The 18,580-nt window shown below is 60.3% G+C and carries 17 protein-coding genes and 2 pseudogenes; 9 read left to right on the top strand and 10 right to left on the bottom strand.

Annotated elements, in window-relative coordinates:
- Window positions 1–79 precede the first annotated feature (79 nt).
- The 7 genes from AC1DXW_RS25750 to AC1DXW_RS25720 all read left to right on the top strand — a co-directional run bounded on the left by AC1DXW_RS25750 (window position 80) and on the right by AC1DXW_RS25720 (window position 7,222).
- A complete protein-coding gene (locus AC1DXW_RS25750; RefSeq protein ID WP_477760624.1) occupies window positions 80–1,645 on the top strand; it encodes an MBOAT family O-acyltransferase in 1,566 nt (521 codons plus the stop codon).
- An 11-nt stretch (window positions 1,646–1,656) separates the two neighbouring features.
- Window positions 1,657–2,832: an alginate O-acetyltransferase gene (locus AC1DXW_RS25745; RefSeq protein WP_477753203.1), complete on the top strand. Its 1,176-nt coding sequence runs from the start codon at window positions 1,657–1,659 to the stop codon at window positions 2,830–2,832.
- A gap of 14 nt (window positions 2,833–2,846) precedes the next feature.
- The gene (locus AC1DXW_RS25740) at window positions 2,847–3,503 is read left to right on the top strand and encodes an alginate O-acetyltransferase AlgF (protein ID WP_477753202.1); all 657 of its coding nucleotides are present in this window, start codon (window positions 2,847–2,849) and stop codon (window positions 3,501–3,503) included.
- Window positions 3,504–3,711: 208 nt separating this feature from the next.
- On the top strand, window positions 3,712–5,163 hold the full coding sequence (locus AC1DXW_RS25735; RefSeq protein ID WP_477760623.1) for a mannose-1-phosphate guanylyltransferase/mannose-6-phosphate isomerase: 1,452 nt from the start codon (window positions 3,712–3,714) through the stop codon (window positions 5,161–5,163).
- 217 nt (window positions 5,164–5,380) lie between these two features.
- The gene (locus tag AC1DXW_RS25730) at window positions 5,381–5,845 is read left to right on the top strand and encodes a multidrug transporter (RefSeq protein WP_477753200.1); all 465 of its coding nucleotides are present in this window, start codon (window positions 5,381–5,383) and stop codon (window positions 5,843–5,845) included.
- 33 nt (window positions 5,846–5,878) lie between these two features.
- Window positions 5,879–6,703, top strand: coding sequence for an SDR family oxidoreductase (locus tag AC1DXW_RS25725; protein ID WP_477753199.1), 825 nt, complete (start codon window positions 5,879–5,881; stop codon window positions 6,701–6,703).
- 120 nt (window positions 6,704–6,823) lie between these two features.
- Window positions 6,824–7,222, top strand: coding sequence for a DUF4440 domain-containing protein (locus tag AC1DXW_RS25720; protein WP_477753198.1), 399 nt, complete (start codon window positions 6,824–6,826; stop codon window positions 7,220–7,222).
- 40 nt (window positions 7,223–7,262) lie between these two features.
- Here the strand turns inward: AC1DXW_RS25720 and AC1DXW_RS25715 are convergent, their stop codons facing one another.
- The 4 genes from AC1DXW_RS25715 to AC1DXW_RS25700 all read right to left on the bottom strand — a co-directional run bounded on the left by AC1DXW_RS25715 (window position 7,263) and on the right by AC1DXW_RS25700 (window position 12,171).
- Entirely contained in the window at window positions 7,263–8,126 is an 864-nt protein-coding gene (locus AC1DXW_RS25715) for an efflux RND transporter periplasmic adaptor subunit (RefSeq protein WP_477753197.1), read from the bottom strand.
- 24 nt (window positions 8,127–8,150) lie between these two features.
- The gene (locus AC1DXW_RS25710; protein ID WP_477753196.1) at window positions 8,151–8,351 is read right to left on the bottom strand and encodes a DUF1656 domain-containing protein; all 201 of its coding nucleotides are present in this window, start codon (window positions 8,349–8,351) and stop codon (window positions 8,151–8,153) included.
- Window positions 8,341–10,533: an FUSC family protein gene (locus tag AC1DXW_RS25705; RefSeq protein ID WP_477753195.1), complete on the bottom strand. Its 2,193-nt coding sequence runs from the start codon at window positions 10,531–10,533 to the stop codon at window positions 8,341–8,343. Before AC1DXW_RS25705 ends, AC1DXW_RS25710 begins: the two co-directional genes overlap by 11 nt.
- A 138-nt stretch (window positions 10,534–10,671) precedes the next feature.
- On the bottom strand, window positions 10,672–12,171 hold the full coding sequence (locus tag AC1DXW_RS25700) for an efflux transporter outer membrane subunit (RefSeq protein ID WP_477753194.1): 1,500 nt from the start codon (window positions 12,169–12,171) through the stop codon (window positions 10,672–10,674).
- 281 nt (window positions 12,172–12,452) lie between these two features.
- Between AC1DXW_RS25700 and AC1DXW_RS25695 the strand changes: the two genes are divergently transcribed.
- Window positions 12,453–13,421: a LysR family transcriptional regulator gene (locus AC1DXW_RS25695; protein ID WP_477753193.1), complete on the top strand. Its 969-nt coding sequence runs from the start codon at window positions 12,453–12,455 to the stop codon at window positions 13,419–13,421.
- A gap of 111 nt (window positions 13,422–13,532) precedes the next feature.
- Here the strand turns inward: AC1DXW_RS25695 and AC1DXW_RS25690 are convergent.
- From AC1DXW_RS25690 to AC1DXW_RS25665, 6 genes and pseudogenes are all read right to left on the bottom strand, one after another.
- Window positions 13,533–13,691 (bottom strand): annotated as a pseudogene (locus AC1DXW_RS25690) (Rid family hydrolase); the annotation flags it as partial.
- 31 nt (window positions 13,692–13,722) lie between these two features.
- A complete protein-coding gene (locus AC1DXW_RS25685) occupies window positions 13,723–13,881 on the bottom strand; it encodes a hypothetical protein (protein WP_477753192.1) in 159 nt (52 codons plus the stop codon).
- Window positions 13,878–14,654, bottom strand: a complete 777-nt coding sequence (locus tag AC1DXW_RS25680; protein ID WP_477753191.1) for a hypothetical protein — start codon at window positions 14,652–14,654, stop codon at window positions 13,878–13,880. The genes AC1DXW_RS25685 and AC1DXW_RS25680 overlap by 4 nt, the downstream gene beginning before the upstream one ends.
- Window positions 14,655–14,683: 29 nt before the next feature.
- Window positions 14,684–14,872, bottom strand: a complete 189-nt coding sequence (locus AC1DXW_RS25675; RefSeq protein ID WP_477753190.1) for a hypothetical protein — start codon at window positions 14,870–14,872, stop codon at window positions 14,684–14,686.
- Window positions 14,869–15,642, bottom strand: a complete 774-nt coding sequence (locus AC1DXW_RS25670; RefSeq protein ID WP_477753189.1) for a hypothetical protein — start codon at window positions 15,640–15,642, stop codon at window positions 14,869–14,871. The genes AC1DXW_RS25675 and AC1DXW_RS25670 overlap by 4 nt, the downstream gene beginning before the upstream one ends.
- 29 nt (window positions 15,643–15,671) lie before the next feature.
- Window positions 15,672–17,714 carry a lipase family protein gene (locus AC1DXW_RS25665; protein WP_477753188.1) on the bottom strand — a complete coding sequence of 681 codons (2,043 nt, stop codon included), beginning with the start codon at window positions 17,712–17,714 and terminating at the stop codon, window positions 15,672–15,674.
- Window positions 17,715–18,405: 691 nt separating this feature from the next.
- Between AC1DXW_RS25665 and AC1DXW_RS25660 the strand changes: the two are divergent.
- Window positions 18,406–18,580: pseudogene (locus AC1DXW_RS25660) on the top strand (IS5/IS1182 family transposase); the annotation flags it as partial.

Below are 18,580 nucleotides of genomic sequence, written 5' to 3'. Positions count from 1 at the left end.
AGTTACCCCCCGGATTTCTGTGGGGGGTTTGGGGGGGCCGTTGGCCCTTGACTGTTGGTTCAAACAAGGAGAGATCGGGATGGTTTTTTCGTCCAACGTGTTCCTGTTTTTGTTCTTGCCGATCTTTCTCGGCTTGTACTACCTGAGCGGGCAACGCTATCGCAATTTGCTGCTGCTGATTGCCAGCTACGTGTTCTACGCCTGGTGGCGTGTGGACTTCCTCGCACTGTTCGCGGCGGTTACGCTGTGGAACTACTGGATCGGCCTGAAAGTCGGTGCCGCCGGGGTCAGGACCAAACCGGCGCAGCGCTGGCTGCTGCTCGGCGTGGCCGTCGACCTGTGCATCCTCGGCTACTTCAAGTACGCCAACTTCGGCGTCGACAGCATCAACGCGATGATGACGTCGGTGGGTCTTTCGCCATTCATCCTGACCCACGTGCTGTTGCCGATCGGGATCTCGTTCTACATCTTCGAGTCCATCAGCTACATCATCGACGTCTACCGTGGCGACACCCCGGCGACCCGCAACCTGATCGACTTCGCGGCGTTCGTGGCGATCTTCCCGCACCTGATCGCCGGCCCCGTGTTGCGTTTCCGCGACCTGGCCGACCAGTTCAACAACCGCACCCACACCCTCGACAAGTTCTCCGAGGGCTGCACGCGGTTCATGCAGGGTTTCATCAAGAAAGTCTTCATCGCCGATACCCTGGCGGTGGTGGCCGACCACTGCTTCGCCCTGCAAAATCCGACCACGGGCGATGCCTGGCTCGGCGCGCTGGCGTACACCGCGCAGCTGTATTTCGACTTCTCCGGTTACAGCGACATGGCCATCGGCCTGGGCTTGATGATGGGTTTTCGCTTCATGGAAAACTTCAAGCAGCCTTACGTCAGCCAGTCGATCACCGAGTTCTGGCGGCGCTGGCACATCAGCCTGTCGACCTGGCTGCGTGACTACCTGTACATCACCCTCGGCGGCAACCGCAAAGGTACGCTGATGACCTATCGCAACCTGTTCCTGACCATGCTGCTCGGTGGTCTGTGGCACGGCGCGAACATCACCTACATCGTCTGGGGTGCGTGGCACGGCATGTGGCTGGCGATTGAAAAAGCCATCGGCCTGAATACTTCTCCACGCAGCTTCAACCCGATCCGCTGGGTGATGACCTTCCTGCTGGTGGTGATGGGCTGGGTGATCTTCCGCGCGGAAAACCTGCACGTCGCCGGGCGCATGTACGGCGCGATGTTCAGCTTCGGTGACTGGTCGCTGTCGGAACTCAACCAGGCCAGCCTCACCGGCCTGCAAGTGGCAACGCTGATCGTGGCTTACGTGACCCTGGCGTTCTTCGGCCTGCGCGATTTCTACACCAATCAGCCTCCGGTGAAGACCAAGCCTGCAGTGAACGTCGACGCCGACGGCCCGGCCGCTGCGACACCGGGAACGATCAAGGCCGTGCCTGGGGATAACCCGGCAAACATCCACCAGCCAGGCTACACCGTCGGCGTCGAAGCCCAGGTGCAACCGGCCTACTGGACCGCTGACTGGTCGCGCTACGTGATGCGTGCGCTGGTGCTGCTGCTGTTCATCGCCTCGATTCTCAAACTCTCGGCGCAAAGCTTCTCGCCGTTCCTTTACTTCCAGTTCTGAGGGATCTGACCATGACCCGCTCATTACGCATCTTCTACATCGTGCTGTTCCTGGTGACCCTGCTGGTGCTGGGTCTGTGGTCGGTGCGCAGCTTCTTCGGCTTCAGCACCAACGCCGATGCGACGGTGCTCAACGGTCGCTGGACCAAGGCCGTGGAAACCCACTACGACGACGAGTTCCCGATCAAGCGCCTGGGCACCAACCTCTGGGCCGCGCTGGACTTCAAACTGTTCAACGAAGGTCGTCCGGGCGTGGTGCTCGGTCGCGACCAGTGGTTGTACAGCGATGAAGAATTCCACCCGGTGGTCAACGAAGAGTTGAACCTGCAAGGCAACTACGCGCTGGTCGAAGGCGTGCGCCAGACACTGAAAGAGAAAGGCGTGCAACTGGTGATGGCGGTGGTGCCGGCCAAGGTGCGCCTGTATCCGGAACACCTCGGTGAAGTGAAACCGGCGAGCATCCACGCCAACCTCTACAAGGACTTCCACCAGCGCCTGGCCGCCGACCGGATTCCGGCCCCTGACCTGCTCGGCCCGCTGCAACAGGCCAAACAGGATGGTCAGCAAGTGTTCCTGCGCACCGACACCCACTGGACGCCGCAAGGCGCCGAGATCGCTGCCAACCGTCTGGCCAAAACCATCGCCGACAAGTATCCGCTGAGCGGCGAGCCGCAGCGCTTCGTCACCGAACCTGCGGAAACCGTCACCCACAAGGGCGACCTGCGTCTGTTCCTGCCACTGGACCCGCTGTTCGAAAACCTGATGCCCAAGCAAGAAACCTTGCAGAAGCGCAATACGGTCGCGGCAGAAGATCGGCCCGCCGGCGACGACGCGCTGTTCGCCAACACCGAAGTGCCGGTGGCCCTGATCGGCACCAGCTACAGCGCCAACCCCAACTGGAACTTCGTCGGCGCGCTCAAGCAGGCGCTGCACAGCGACGTGGTCAATTACGCCGAAGACGGCCACGGCCCGATTCTGCCGATGCTCAGCTACCTGAAAAGCGATGCCTTCAAGAACAGCCCGCCACAGGTGCTGATCTGGGAGTTCCCTGAACGATATCTGCCCGTGAACAACGAAATCGGCGACGCCGACCCGCAGTGGGTCGCAGAGCTTAAACAAGCCGGCGCCCGCCAACAAAACGTAGCCAACATCAACAAATCCGAGACGCCCGACCGGGCGCAAAACTGAAAGAGAGGTACACCATGACTTTCACTACAACTCCTCGTCGTCTCGCTAAAAGCTTTGCCCTGGTTGCCGGCCTCAGCGTGCTGTCGGTACAGGCTTTCGCCGGTGGCGACGCCGCCCTGTACGGCCCGACCGCACCGAAAGGCTCGACCTTCGTGCGCATCTACAACGCCAGCAACGCCGAAGTCAGCGCCACCGTCGGCAGCACCAACCTGAGCGACGTCGCGCCACTGTCCAGCAGTGACTTCAGCTTCATGCCGGGCGGCGACTACAGCGCCAAGGTCGGTAGCCAGAGCCTGCCGGTGAAATTGGCCGGCGACCACTATTACACCCTGGTCAACAACGCCAGCGGCGCACCGCAACTGATCGAAGAGCCGCCGTTCAAGAACAAGCAGAAGTCCCTGGTACGCATGCAAAACCTCAGCGACAAGGCGCTGACCCTGAAGACCGCAGATGGCAAGACCGACGTGGTCCCGAACGTGGCAGCCAAAGGCCGTGGCGAACGTGAAATCAACCCGGTGAAGGTCAGCCTGGCGCTGTATGACGGCGCAACCAAAGTCGGCGACGTAAAACCGGTCGCCCTGGAACGCGGTGAAGCCGCGGTGCTGTACGTCACCGGCAGCGGCAGCAGCCTGTCGCCGGTCTGGGTGAAACGCCCGGTGTCGACGCGCTAATGATTTTTCCGCAGAGGTAACGTCGATCTCTGTAGGAGCTGCCGCAGGCTGCGATCTTTTGATTCTCGGCGTCATTGAATACGCCAAAAGATCGCAGCCTTCGGCAGCTCCTACACAGGCAGCGCAACCCCTGCGACACGGAACAAAAACAAGAGTGAAACGACAGAACGCAGTAGCTCTAACCAATCGAAATTCAAGGAGTAACAACATGATTCCGGTGATCTTGTCAGGTGGTAGTGGCTCACGTCTTTGGCCGCTTTCCCGCAAACAATTCCCTAAACAGTTCCTGGCCCTGACCGGCGAACACACCCTGTTCCAGCAAACCCTCGAACGCCTGGTGTTCGAAGGGATGGACTCGCCAATCGTGGTCTGCAACAAGGACCACCGCTTCATCGTCAACGAGCAATTAGCGGCGCGCAAACTGGAAACCCAACGCATCCTGATGGAACCGTTCGGTCGCAACACCGCGCCGGCCGTGGCCCTGACTGCGATGATGCTGGTCAGTGAAGGTCGCGACGAGCTGATGCTGGTACTGCCGGCCGACCACGTGCTGGAAGACCAGAAGGCCCTGCAACGCGCCCTGGCCCTGGCCACCGTCGCCGCCGAAAACGGTGAAATGGTGCTGTTCGGCGTGCCGGCCACCAAGCCGGAAACCGGTTATGGCTACATCAAGTCGACCAACGACTCGCTGCTGCCTGAAGGCGTAAGCCGCGTCTCGCACTTCGTCGAAAAACCTGACGTGAAGCGCGCCACCGAGTTCGTCCAGTCCGGCGGTTACTTCTGGAACAGCGGCATGTTCCTGTTCCGCGCCAGCCGCTTCCTCGAAGAGCTGAAGAAGCACGATCCGGACATCTACGACACCTGCCTGCTGACCCTGGAACGCAGCCATCAGGATGCCGACACCATCACCTTCGACGAAGCCACCTTCGCTTGCTGCCCGGACAATTCCATCGACTACTCGGTGATGGAAAAAACCCAACGCGCCTGCGTCGTGCCGCTGACCGCTGGCTGGAGCGATGTCGGCTGCTGGTCGTCGTTGTGGGAAGTCAATAAAAAAGACGCCAACGGCAACGTCACCAAAGGCGACGTGGTGATCCAGGACAGCAAAAACTGCATGATCCACGGCAACGGCAAACTGGTGTCGGTGATCGGCCTGGAAAACATCGTCGTGGTCGAAACCAAGGACGCCATGATGATCGCCCACAAGGACAAGGTCCAAGGCGTGAAACAGATGGTCAACACCCTCAACGAACAAGGCCGCAGCGAAACCCAGAACCACTGCGAGGTCTACCGTCCGTGGGGCTCCTACGACTCGGTGGACATGGGCGGGCGCTTCCAGGTCAAGCACATCTCGGTCAAACCGGGCGCTTGCCTGTCGCTGCAGATGCACCACCACCGCGCCGAACACTGGATCGTCGTCAGCGGCACCGCCGAGGTGACCTGTGACGAAAACGTGTTCCTGCTGACCGAGAACCAGTCGACCTATATTCCGATCGCTTCGGTGCATCGCCTGCGTAACCCGGGGAAGATTCCGTTGGAGATCATCGAGGTGCAGTCGGGGAGCTATCTGGGTGAGGACGATATCGAGCGGTTTGAGGATATCTACGGGCGCTCGACGCCGATTGAGCGTGGGGTTGCGGTGAAGACTATCGCGCAGTAACGTTCAGTAAAACAAGAAGCCCTCGTCCAGCCTACTGCGTTCCCTATCCGCAGCAGGCTGGGCGGGGGCTTTTTTTGCACTGGGTTTTGTATTGCCTTGCCTGGCCTCATCGCGAGCAAGCTCGCGATGAGGCCAGGCAGCACACCACCGAATCGCCCATCGCCAACCCCACCTTCGCTTAGGTAGGATGACCTCTCTATTCCCGAGATTTCATGTCATGTTCATCGGCGTCCTGCTGGTTATCACCTGGCTGGTCCTGTTGCTGCGCTATCCGGCCAAGGCCTTGCCCGTATCACTGGCGGCTGCCGCTGGGCTGGGCATCGTCGCGACCTGGGTCATCTGGATGGACCACCGCGAACTCAAGCAACTGCAACGCCTGGAGTTGCGCATCAGTTACGCGCCACAACAATGTCCCGCCGACCGCCCATTGCAATTGACCCTGAACAACGGCAATGACGTGCCGCTGACGGAGTTGCGCTGGCGGGTCGCGGCTTATGCACCGGGCGATACGGTGAACCTGGCCGACAACCAATACACCGCCCCACGCTATCGTGGCCCCGGCGAATTGCAGGCCGGTGGCAACTGGGAAGATTGCTTGCCGCTGCCGCCATTGCGTCCTGGCTACCGTCCGGAAACCCTGGAGTTTCGCGCCGAGCGGTTGCAGGGTAGTTTTTCCGACTGATCCCTCCCCCACTTTTTGCACAAGGAATGCGCCATGCCCGTTGCGTTGATTACCGGTTGTTCCAGTGGCATCGGCCGTGCCCTTGCCGATGCGTTCAAGGGCGCTGGTTATGAAGTCTGGGCCAGTGCGCGCAAGGTCGAAGATGTCGCCATGCTGAGCGCTGCCGGATTTACCGCTGTGCAACTTGACGTAAACGACGGTGTTGCCCTTGAGCAGTTGAGCGACCGCATCAACCAGGAGCGCGGTGGTCTCGACGTGCTGATCAACAACGCGGGTTATGGTGCCATGGGACCACTGCTCGATGGCGGCGTACCGGCCATGCAGCGCCAGTTCGAAACTAATGTGTTCGCTGTCGTTGGCGTCACTCGCGCGATGTTTCCTGTGCTGCGCCGGACCAAAGGATTGGTCGTGAATATCGGCAGCGTTTCGGGTGTGTTGGTCACGCCATTCGCCGGCGCCTACTGCGCCTCGAAAGCCGCCGTGCATGCCTTGAGCGATGCCTTGCGCATGGAACTGGCGCCGTTCGGCGTGCGAGTGATGGAAGTCCAGCCGGGGGCCATCGCTTCCAGCTTTGCCAAGAATGCCGGGCACGAAGCCGAGCAACTGATCAGTGAGCAATCGCCATGGTTTCCGCTGCGCGAAGGCATTCGCGCCCGGGCCAGGGCTTCCCAGGACAAACCGACCCCGGCCAGTGAATTCGCCGCCGGATTGCTCAAGGCTGTGCAGCAGAACAAACCTGCGCGACTGGTGCGCCTGGGCAATGGCAGTCGTGCATTGCCGCTGATGGCCAGTTTGTTACCCAAGGGTTTGCTCGAATCCGGGCTGATGAAGCGGTTCGGGTTGCGCGGGCAGCTCTGAAACCGAGTCGCCGCTATCGCGAGCAGGCTCACTCCTACATTGAAATGCGTTTCCCTGTAGGAGTGAGCCTGCTCGCGATGGCGTCAGAACAGACACTGCAAAATTTCAGGAATGACTTCCATGACCGACTACACCGAATACTTCGACGAAGTGATCCAGGCCCACGTGGCCATCGAACAATGGCTGGCCGAAGAGCGGGACGCGTCCGAACTCGAAAAACTGCTGACACGGTTTTCGCCGCAGTTCTCCATGGTCTCGCCGCTCGGTCGGGTGCTGGATTTTGACGCGCTGAAAGAATTGTTCACGCTGGCGGGCGGCAAGAAACTCGGGTTCCGCATCGAGCTCAGCGAGTTGTGTGGCATTGCGTTGTACGACGGCGGCGCGACCGTGAGTTACCGCGAGCAGCAGACCGATGCGACCGGACTGCACTCGGATCGTCGCTCCACGGTGGTGTTTGAAAAACACGCCGATGGCCGGGTGATCTGGCGGCATCTGCATGAGACGTTTTGCAAGGAGTGAACCTCTGTCTTATGCCTGCGAGACCGAACCGGTCTACCTGTCATGCACCATTGTCCTGCTTCACCACCACCGTGCACGTGATCCCCGCCGCCAACAGCACCCCTTCCGGCACTTCATCGATGTGGATGCGCACCGGCACCCGTTGCGCCAGGCGAACCCAGTTGAAGGTCGGGTTTACATCGGCGATCAACTCGCGGCTCTCCGGGTTGTCGCGGTCGTAGATGCCACGCGAGATGCTTTCCACGTGGCCCTTGAGTACTTCGCCGCTCATCAGTTGCATGTCGGCCTTATCACCCACGCGCACATGGGGCAGCTTGGTTTCTTCGAAGAAGCCGTAGACCCAGAACGAGTTCATGTCGACCACGGCCATTTTCGCCTCGCCGATGCGCGCGTAGTCGCCGCGATGCACGTTGAGGTTGGTGACATAGCCGTCTACCGCCGCACGCACTTCAGTGCGTTTGAGATTGAGTTCGGCGGCTTCCAGTTGCGCCTGGGCCTGTTGGTAATCGGCCAGGGCCGAGTCAGCAAGATTGCTGGCGTCGTCACGGTTTTCCCGGGAGATCACCAGGTTGTCCATATCGGCTCGACGATGGGCGTTGACCTTGCGCATCTCCCAGGTCGCCTTGCGCGATGCCACCAGGCTTTGAGCCTGCTTGACTGCAAGGCGGTAGTGCTCGGGGTCGATCTGCATCAGCAAATCGCCCTTCTTCACCAGTTGGTTGTCGCGCACCGGCACGTCCACCACTTCGCCGGTAACGTCGGCGGCGGCGTTGATGATGTCGGCGCGCACGCGGCCGTCACGGGTCCACGGCGTGTTCATGTAGTGCTCCCACAAGGAGCGGCCGATCCACAGCGCGAGGGCCAGCACCAGCAAGGTCGCGAGCAGGCTGAAAAACTTTTTCATCGGGGCATTCTCAGTGATAGAGAGTCAACGGTAGACAGTCAGCGCCAACGCGCCGAACAGACAGGTAAACAGGCTCAGGCGCAGCAACGCCGGGTGCCAGAAGAAGCGGTACAGATCGAACCCGGACAGGAACCGGTCGAGCGCCCAGGCAAGCGCCGCCGCGATGAAAAACATCAGGGTCATGGTCGGCATGTACACGCCGTGGAAGGCGAATTCACGAGGCATGTGCAAGTCCTTGTGGCTGGTTGCTGGCGAAGGTGGCAAGCGGTGATTGCGGGTCGAGCAGCGAGGTGCGGATGAAGTGCAGGTAGCTCTTCACCCGGCGCAACGCCGAGGTATCGAAGTGTGGGGCGAAGGGTTCGTCGGTGGACTGCACACGGCTGATGGCGTGATCGACTGCGACCAGAGCGCGTTCGAGGTTGCTGCTGTTCGGTTGCAGGAACAGCCGCACCAGTGCACGCCCCATCACCCGGATCGCCTGGCGCCATGGCTGGGATTCGGCATAGGCCGGATGCACCGGCAGAATCGCCTGTTCCTTGCGCAATTCGATGATCGCGTGACCGACTTCCAGCACCACGAACATCCAGCGCAGCAATTCGCGCTGCACTTGCGGTTGCCCCGCCGCGAAGCCGTAGGCCTGATGCACCAGATCGCGGGTGCGGCTTTCGAAACTCGACGCCAGCCCCTTGAGCTTGCCGCTGATGGCGTACACCACCTGACCGCGCAGGTCCTGCTCCAGCCGACGCCACAACCAGCGGCTGTTGGGCGGCAGAATGATCGCCCCGGCCGCTGCGCACACCAGCATGCCCAGCACCATGGCGATGTAGTCGTTGATGAAGGTGTAGGGGTTGTAGACCGTGAGGTTGTCCGGCACTGAACCTGTGCTGAAGAAGATCAGCAAGCCCAGGCCGACACCGACGTATTGCGGCCGCGAGGTCAGGAACGAGCCGAATACGATCACCGGTGCGAGCATCACGCACAACAATGGAAATCCGTCGATCCACGGGAAAATGAAAAACATCTCGACGAAGCCGATCAGCGCCCCGAGCAATGTCCCGCACGCCATCTGAAAGGCCATGCGTTTCGGGTTCGGGGTGGCGGCGGACAAGCCCACGGTTGCAGCAGCGATCAGGGTCATGGTCGCGCCGCTCGGCCAGGCGGTTGCCACCCAGTAGCTGCCCAAAACCACCAGGATGAACGCTGCGCGAATCCCCGATGCCGCCGCGGCCATCCAGTTGGTTTGCGGGGTGAACGGCTCGTCCCAGCGCTCCCGCTCGTGACTGTGATCGGCCAGGGAGGCGTGGGTCTGCGCATAACCGTGCAGGTCGTCGACGAAGCGATAGAGCAGCTCGTACGCGGTGTGGAAATCCAGTTGTTCAGCATCGCTCGGATTGTGCTGCTGGAACGTCGCCCGCAGACAGCGTACCCGCGCCGGCAAACCTTCTTTGTATGCGGTCAGCACCGCGACCAGACGCGCCGCATCGGCGCTGGTCAGGGCACGACCGCTGAAGCCGTCGAGCAATTCGGCGAGGTCCTGCAAACCCGGTTTGATCGCCGCCGCCACCTGGTCCGCCGCGCTGTTGCGCAAGCGTTCGAGCAACTGGTGCAAGGCGTTGAAGCGCGTGGTGATGCCCATGAACTCGCTGTTCAGGCGACTGAGCCGGCCATTGCGTCGACGCATGTGCGGGTCTTCAAACACAGTGACGCTGCGCAAGCCTTCCAGGCCCACCGCTTCGGCGATGAAACGCACGTTGCCGGCCTCGAACGCGTCGCGCTGACTGCGACCGCGCAAGCCGTCGGTGACGAACAGGGCGAACACGCCAAAGCGCTGATACAAGGCATTGCGCATCGCCGCGCTCGCCGATTGCGGCAGGATGGCGGCACTGATCAGGGTCGAACAGAGAATGCCCAACGAGATTTCCAGCACCCGCCAGACCGCCGCCATGAACGCACCCTCCGGATGGGCCAATGCGGGCAAGCCGACCATCGCGGCGGTGTATCCTGCGAGTACGAAACCGTAGGCGCGGAAGTTGCGGCAGCGGGCGGCGCCGGCCGTGCAGATGCCGACCCAGATCGCCAGCGAACCGAGGAACAATTCTGTGTTCTGCGCAAACAGGGCGATCAGCGCGACCATCACCGCCGACCCGGCCAAGGTGCCGAGGAAACGATAGAAGCTCTTGGCGAACACCTGGCCGCTTTGCGGCTGCATGACGATGAACACGGTGATCATCGCCGTGCGCGGTTGCGGCAGCTCCAGGCGCATGGCCAGCCACAGCGTCAGGAACGCGGCGAACAGCACCTTGAAGATGTAGACCCAGGTCACGCCGTCGCTGCGTGCCCAGTCGAAGAAACCCCGGCGCCATTCCAGGGAGTACAGCCAGCGCAAGGGTGCGGGCAAGGGAGTCATCAAATCCTGCTCAATAAATTCCAGTGAAACCCGGAACCTGTGGGAGCGAGCTTGCTCGCGATAGCGGAGTATCAGCCGGCATCAATGTTGGATGTGCCGCCCTCATCGCGAGCAAGCTCGCTCCCACAGGTTTTGTGTTCAACGCAAAAGGCTCGGGGTTTTCGGTGCTGCTGTCTGGCTGTCTTTCGGCACATCGTTGCCCGCCCCCAGACCGCCGCCCAACGCCGTCACCAGCTCTGCATGAGCACTCAACCGCGCCGCCTGAACCTGCTGCTGCACTTGCTGCTGCTTGAACAGCAGGGTCTGGGCGTTGAGCACGTTGAGGTAGTCGGTCAGGCCACGCTGATAGGCGATCATCGCGATGTCGTAGGTCTTCTGCGCGGTGGCCACCGACTCGGCGGCGAAAGCCTGTTGCTTGTCCATGGACTCGCGGCGGATCAACTGGTCGGAGATGTTTTTCAGCGCGTTGACCAGGGTCTGGTTGTACTTGGCCACGGCGATGTCATACCCGGCCGAGGCTTCGCCCAGTTCCGAGCGCAAACGCCCGCCGTCGAAGATCGGCAGCGAAATCGCCGGACCCACGCTGTAGTTGAGTTTCTTGCCGGTCAAGAACTCCAGCGCCCCGCCGCCGGTGGCCATGTAGCCGAGGCTGCCGACCAGATCGACATTCGGGTAGAAACCGGCATGAGCAACATCGATGCCCCGCGCCTGCGCCGCCACTTGCCAGCGGCTGGCGACCACGTCCGGGCGCTGCCCGAGCAATTGCGCCGGCAGCGAAGACGGCAGTTTCAGTGGTGCCCCCAGCGACAGCGTTGGCCGCTGCAACTGCGCGCCTTCCCCGGGTCCCTTACCGGCCAGGGCCGCGAGTTGGTTGCGGCTCAAGGCGATTTCTTCGTCGAGGGCATCGAGCTGGCGATGGGTTTCCGGCAGCGGCGTCTCGGCCTGGCTGACTTCGAAATGAGTGCCGATGCCACCGTTCAGGCGTTTTTGCGCCAGCTCGAGAATCTGCTGTTGCTGCTTCAAGGTCGCTTCGACGATGTCCCGCTGGGCGTAATGCAACGACAACTCGATGTAGACCCGTACGATGTTGTCCTGCAGTTCGAGCTGGGCTTGGCGCGCTTCGGCGACGCTCATGTGCGCCATGTCCACGGCGCGCTCGGTGGCATTGCTTTCGCGACCCCAGAGGTCGAGGGCATAGCTGAAACCCAGCGCCGCGTTATTGTCCCAGGTGGTGCTGTTGGCCAGTTCGCCGGGGCCATAGAACTGGTCGGTAGGCCAGTTGTGACGCTTGAGGGTGGACTCGCCATTGATCTGCAGGGACTCGGCTGCTTCGGCCACGCCGGCCATGGACCTGGCCTGACGCACCCGAGCGGCGGCCATGGCCAGGCTCGGGCTGCCTTGCAGGGCGAGGTCGATCCAGCGATTCAGTTGCGGGTCGCCATAGGCTTGCCACCATTGCGCGGTGGGCCAATGCGCATCTTGCGCGGCGCTCTGGATCGCTTCGTCGGTGGCCAGTGAATTGGCCTCCAGCGCCTTGCCCTGCGGGGCAATACCTCCGGTTCCGATGCAGCCGCTGATTGCCAGGGTTAAAGCCAAAACACTGAGCGGCTGAAGCGCTCTGTTGATGCGACGCGGCACTGCTGCGATTTCCTGAGGTGGGGAGATGTTCTGTGCGTAGGAGCTGCCGAAGGCTGCAATCTTTTGACGTTGCTTTTAGAAGCGAAGATCAAAAGATCGCAGCCTTCGGCAGCTCCTACAGAGGTGAGCGCAATTCTATGGGGCGGCCTGAAGGGCGATAAGCTGGGATTCCTGTGAATCTTTGTTACCGTTAACGAGATAATCCGTAGGTAGATCCTTAGTCGCCTGTAAATAAACAGAAACTTCGTGTCACAATTTGTCATTCGACGAGAGAGCACCCCATGGACACTTTGCAAAACATGCGCGCCTTCAGTTACGTGGCCGAGGCTGGCAGCTTCACCGCCGCCGCCGTACAACTGGACACCACCACGGCCAACGTCTCGCGCGCGGTCTCCAACCTGGAAGCCCACCTGCAAACCCGTCTGCTCAACCGAACGACCCGCCGTATCGCCCTGACCGAAGCCGGCAAGCGCTACCTGTTGCGCTGCGAACAGATCCTGGCCTACGTCGAAGAAGCCGAAGCCGAGGCCAGCGACGCCCACGCACGCCCGGCCGGGCAACTGAAAGTGCACACCATGACCGGCATCGGCCAGCACTTCGTGATCGACGCCATCGCCCGCTACCGCAAGACCCACCCGGACGTGACTTTCGACCTGACCATGGCCAACCGCGTGCCGGACCTGCTCGACGAAGGCTACGACGTGTCCATCGTCCTCGCCAGCGAACTACCGGATTCGGGTTTCGTCTCCCAACGCCTGGGCATCACCTACAGCATCGTTTGCGCCTCGCCGGCCTACGTCAAAGCCAACGGCTGCGCACAAAAACCCAGCGACCTGCTCAACCACGCCTGCCTGCGCCTGGTCAGCCCGGTGATTCCGCTGGAAAAATGGGCCTTCGACGGTCCTGATGGCCAGGAAATGGTCACCATCAACAGCTCACCCTTCCTGGTGAACTCCGCCGACGCGATGAAATCCGCGATCATCAGCGGCATGGGCGTTGGCGTCCTGCCGCTGTACGCCGCGATAGAAGGCCTGCGCAACGGCACGCTGGTACGCATGATGCCCAAATACCGCTCGCAGGAACTGAATCTGTATGCGATCTACCCGTCGCGCCAGTACCTGGATGCGAAGATCAAGACCTGGGTCGAGTACTTGCGCGGATCGTTGCCGGAATTGCTGGCGGCGCATCAGGCGGAATTGGCGGCGTATGAATTGAGCGGGAGTTTGGGTGGGGTTCGGGTGGCGAATTGAGAGTGGCCAAGTTCACAGATTGATCCGGTTTGTCTGCCAGAGATCGGCTGGCTGGCAGGGCATCTTCGCGGGCAAGCCCGCTCCTACAGAGTTGTGTGTGTGCCGGGAGACTTAGGCCTTGACCGCTATCGCCGTCACTTCCACACGCATGCCTTCCACCACCGGGGACGCCACGCCCACCGCAGCACGCACTGGCCATGGCTTGGCGAAGTAGCGTTTGTAGACCTCGTTGAACGTGGCGCGGTCGGCCATGTCGGTGCGGTAGATGGTCGGTACAGGCTTCCGTCGGCACGGGCCGGGCTCACCAGTGGACTCTTTCGTAGCAGGCACTCGGGTCGGCCACGGCATCGGCCTGTTGCGTCACCCGCAAGGTTTCGCCGAGACGACTTTGCAAATCGAGGAACACCCGGTTGCGTGCCAGTTCGAAGGGGGTGTGCAGGGCAGGAAAAACGAGGCTCACTGCTTGCTCTCCGTTGCCTGGCGGATAGTTTGCAATTTGCGGAAATTAGGTCCCCAGCGACCATCCGGTTCGACACTGCCATCGGGATAAGTGATGACCGTGTGGTTACCTTCTTTCTTTACCTTTGGCCCGGCCGAATAAACTACAAAGTCAGGGTGCAAGATGGGTTCGAAATACACCTGCCGGGCTTGCAGGGCCTGATACATCAAGTAAATATCGCCATCACTTGTTAAGTTGACAGTTTTTTTATAGGGACCTAAAAACTCCTCATCAACCCAAAGGTAATAGTCCTTCTTGATCGCCAAATCGCCATCTACTTTGATAGGTAACCCGGAACTTCTGGAGGGTCGATTGTGGTCAAACATCACCACCACTCCCCCGCCTGCGCCGTAAGTCACGCTCTCGCCAAAGCGGGCGGGATTGCCATACGCGACACCAAACATCACATTGCTCAGATGCCACTGACACGCGCCGCCGCCATCGATCGGCAGCTTTGCCTGGTAGAGATCACTCGCCCCCAGACGTTGCAATTGCACGTCAATGCCGTGATAACCCTCCAACTCGATGCGCTCGCCGCTCGCCCCATGGGTGATGTTTTTGCACACTGCCGAGCGATACATCACCTCCAGGGTTTCCGTTTCGAGTTCCTGGGGTACTTTCACCGTGATGGTCATCTGTTCGCTATCCGCTGGTGGCGCCAATCTTCGATCCTTGGCGCAACCGCTGAGGCTGACGCACAGAGTGAGTATCGCGATGGGCATTTTCTTGATCATGGTCGGATCCTTGACGGCGCGGGCTGGGCTCAACAGTGGGTTCTTTCGTAGCAGGCGCTCGGGTCGGCCACGGCGTCGAAACGTTGCAACGCTTCGGCACCGCCATCGGCCTGTTGCGTCACCCGCAAGGTTTCGCCGAGACGACTCTGCAAGTCGAGGAATACCCGGTTGCGTGCCAGTTCGAAGGGGGTGCGCAGGGCAGGAAAAACGAAGCTCACTGTTTGCTCTCCGCTGCCTGGCGGATCGCTTGTAACTTTCGGAAATCTGGTTGGAAACGACCGTCGGCCACGGTCGTACCATCTGGATAAGAGAATTTTATGAAGCTGCCTATTTTATGTACCTTGGTACCCTCCGACTTGACCAGAAAGTCGGAATGCAGGACGGGTTCGAAATACACCTGCCGAACTTGCAGAGCCTGATACTTTAAGTAGATATGGCCCTCACCCGCCAAGCTGATCTGTTTTCTATAGCCTCCAAGAAAGGCTTCACTCAACCACGGGTAATAGTCCCTCTTGATCGTCAAGTCCCCTTCAACCTTGATGTCCGCGCCACCGCGAGGCGAGTTGTTGTGATCGAAGATCACCACCACACCACCGCCTGCCCCGTAAGTCACGTTTTCGCCAAAGTTTGTGGGATGGCCATAAGCGACGCCAAAAGTCACGTTGCTCAATCGCCATTGGCAGACACCGCCACCATCGATCGGCAGCTTGGCCACATAGAGGTCGCTTTGTCCCTTACGCACGAGTTGCAGATCGGTACGTTGATAGCCATCGCGTTGATAGGCTTCGCCAAAGGCGGAGTGGTCAGTAAAGGTGCACAGAGTCGAGCGATACATCACCTGCAGGTTTTCCGTTACCAGCTCCTTCGGCACTTTCACCGTCACGGTTATCGATTCGCCATCCGGCGGCGGCGCCAGGCTCTGATCCTTGGCGCAACCATTGAGGCTGATGCACAGAGTGAGTATCGCGATGGACATTTTCTTGATCATGGTCAGATCCTTGACGGCGCGGGCCGGGCTCAACAGTGGGCTCTTTCGTAGCAGGCACTCGGGTCGGCCACGGCATCGAAGCGTTGCAACGCTTCGGCACCGCCATCGGCCTGTTGCGTCACCCGCAAGGTTTCGCCGAGACGACTTTGCAAATCGAGGAACACCCGGTTGCGTGCCAGTTCGTCTTCGACAAGGCTCCCGTAGTTGTCCCTGGTCTGTTGTTCGAAATTCTGTCGATCCAGTTGCCGCTTCAACAACGGCGAGCGCTCAGGGTTGATTGACTCCAGTAACTGGCCGTAGATGTATGGCTGGTAATTACTCATGAAGTGATTGCCGAGACCCACGAACCGGCCTGCCTTGGGATTGCTGAAGGGCGGGAAAAACCTCGCCCGGCTTTCGGCGGTCAACGAGGTGGTGAGGCGCTGCTGCGCCTGCTCGGCCTGCTGGTCGTCGTCGGGACTCAGGCTCGGGACCAGGTAAAACTTGACCTTTTCCGACAGGCGATAGGCGATGGTGGTGTTGTAAGGCGCGCCGAGCCCGTCCTTGTTGCGGTAGGCGGGGTACGGCGAGCCTCGCCGAAGGGTGTGCTGTTCGGCCTTGAAAAACATGGCGATTTCGCCGTGGTGACAGAAGGGATCGCCATGGCGGAACAACTGGCTGGCGGTCAACTGCAGCATCGACCAGGCAAACCCCAGAGTAGTGCCCAGCGGGCCATAGAGGTCGTACAGGTAGTTATCCAACGCCGCTTCGGGCGGCACGCTGGGGATCAGGTCGATGTCGTTGACATGACGGAAATGTACGATCTCGTTGAGGCACGTTACGGCCTTGAGGGTGAAGGTGCGTGGCATGCCGTAGGTGTACAGCAGTGGATTTCGCTCTTTCAGCGATGCGGCATGGACCAGACCGAGGGCGCCCCCCAGGCTGTGGCCGCAAATGAACAACCCCTTACCTTCGATAGCTTCAGGAATCGTCTTACCCAGATCCTTCGCATAAACTCTTCTGGCCAGTTCGAACGCATCGCGAAAGCCCAAATGCACACTGCCCTCTGGAGTCAAATCGGCACAGGGCACCTTGGGCTCGCACAAGGCCTGCACTTGCGGTTTTACCGGGCGGAAAGTCGCATCAGTACCTGGATCGGCGAACCCATCCACTTCTGTACCCCGCCAACCCACCAGCACCTGGGTGGCATTGATGGCATAAAACAGCTGGGTGTCCCCCTCTGGCGGTCGAGCCTGAGTGGTGTCCAACGGTTCAGCGATGGTGTAACGCCCATTGAAGGGAACATCGGTGACCACGCACGGCAATTTCTGACCACTGTCCAGAATTATGGGGGTACGCGATAAGTCCAAACATTGCCGCTCGAAGAACTCCTTAACGGAACCCAATGCATTCTCGGGCCGCGTGCTGTACGCCAAAATACTCATCAGCGCCAGGTTGTAAGCATTGACCAGGCTGTACTCTGCTTGGTGATGCAAGGTCAGTGACCAGGCGCGCAGCGGGCAGACTTCCAGCACATGCCGACGATCGAGTTGATCGTCGCCGATGGTAAACCCGCCAAACTTTGGGTCCGGAAAATGGTAGGCCGGGGGCTGCCTGGGATCGGCCAACGGTGGATCGAAGGCCGGCAGTCGATCGCACAACTGGCCGATGCGCAGGTAGTGATAACCATGGCCGGCGGCGACCGCCCGCTGTTCGATGGGCGAGAAGCCCGAACGCTGCGGACCATACAGCGGCGTGCGATCAGCGAAACCGGGGCGCGCGGGTTCGGCTCGCTCGGCACGCAGGCGACGGGTTTGCAGTTGCTCGGCCAAGGACTCGGCGTCTATCAGCAGGGTGATGGCCAGCGGATGCAGGCCGTCAAGGCGGATCATCCCCTCGGCATCGGTGTGGCCCGTGTACTGCGCAATGAAGTCGACACGGGTCGCCTCGTTCAGCGCGCGATAAGGCAGGTTCGCCAGTGGCTCGCCCTGTTCATCGAGCAACTGGAATTCGATCCAGTGCTTGATCTGTTTGCCGCACATCACCTCTTTGCACGAGCCCAGTGTGTCCGTACGGTGCAACCTATCGTTCATGTCAGTCCCTTTACGTGAGTGTTGATCGACCGGTTGGCCCTGGCGGTTGTCGCCATGCCAGTCCGATACCTCGACGAAGCCCGGATTGGGCTCGTGCTCAAGCGCAGGAGAGCTTTCAGGAACCTGACTGACTTAGAAATAGGAAGCTTCTGAGGGGCGCGTAGGAATCGTCCGGAATGGGACTAATTGACCCGGATTAGAAATGTCTCAAGCGGGGGAAGCATGCAGTGTTCGACTTGAGTTTATTGCGAGTGCATGGATGCCTTCGCTGGTAAGCCAGCTTCTGCCGGAGCACGTATGCGCTTGAGATCAGGTCGGCTGGGCAATGCCGCCATTTAGCGCGGTAATAGTGCCCATGCCGATCAAACTGTGGGAGCTGGCTTGCCAGCGATGGCGTCGGGTCAGTCACCATTGAAGTTGGATGGACTGCCGTCATCGCGAGCAAGCTCGCTCCCACAGAAGAGCAAAAACAGATCGGCGTACACCCGTTGCTTCTCACCACTCATCAGGCCGAGCGTTAGCTCGCCTGCAGCTCTTGATCCATACGCCCCCTCGAGAGGCCGAGTGGAGGTTCTGCGTAGTGGGCAACCCGGCATGGATGCCGGGTTAGCCGCCCCCGGCCCAGAGTGTGTAAAAACTCCAAAGCAAACCCTTGCTATGATTTCCCAGGATTTCATCGCAAGGGTTGCCCATGAAACGCTTCATTCAAGGTGAACACCGAGGTCAAAGGACCCTGCTCCCCGAGAGCCTGGACGATTACGTCAGCGAGACTAATCCGGTGCGTGTTGTCGATGTCTTCGTTGATGAACTTGACCTGATCACCTTGGGTTTTGAAAGTGCTATCCCTGCTGAAACTGGCCGACCTG

The sequence above is a fragment of the Pseudomonas sp. P4_C4 genome (assembly GCF_056402055.1).
The sequence above is the reverse complement of the archived record's forward strand: the minus strand, read 5'-3'. Positions and strand labels throughout refer to the sequence as shown.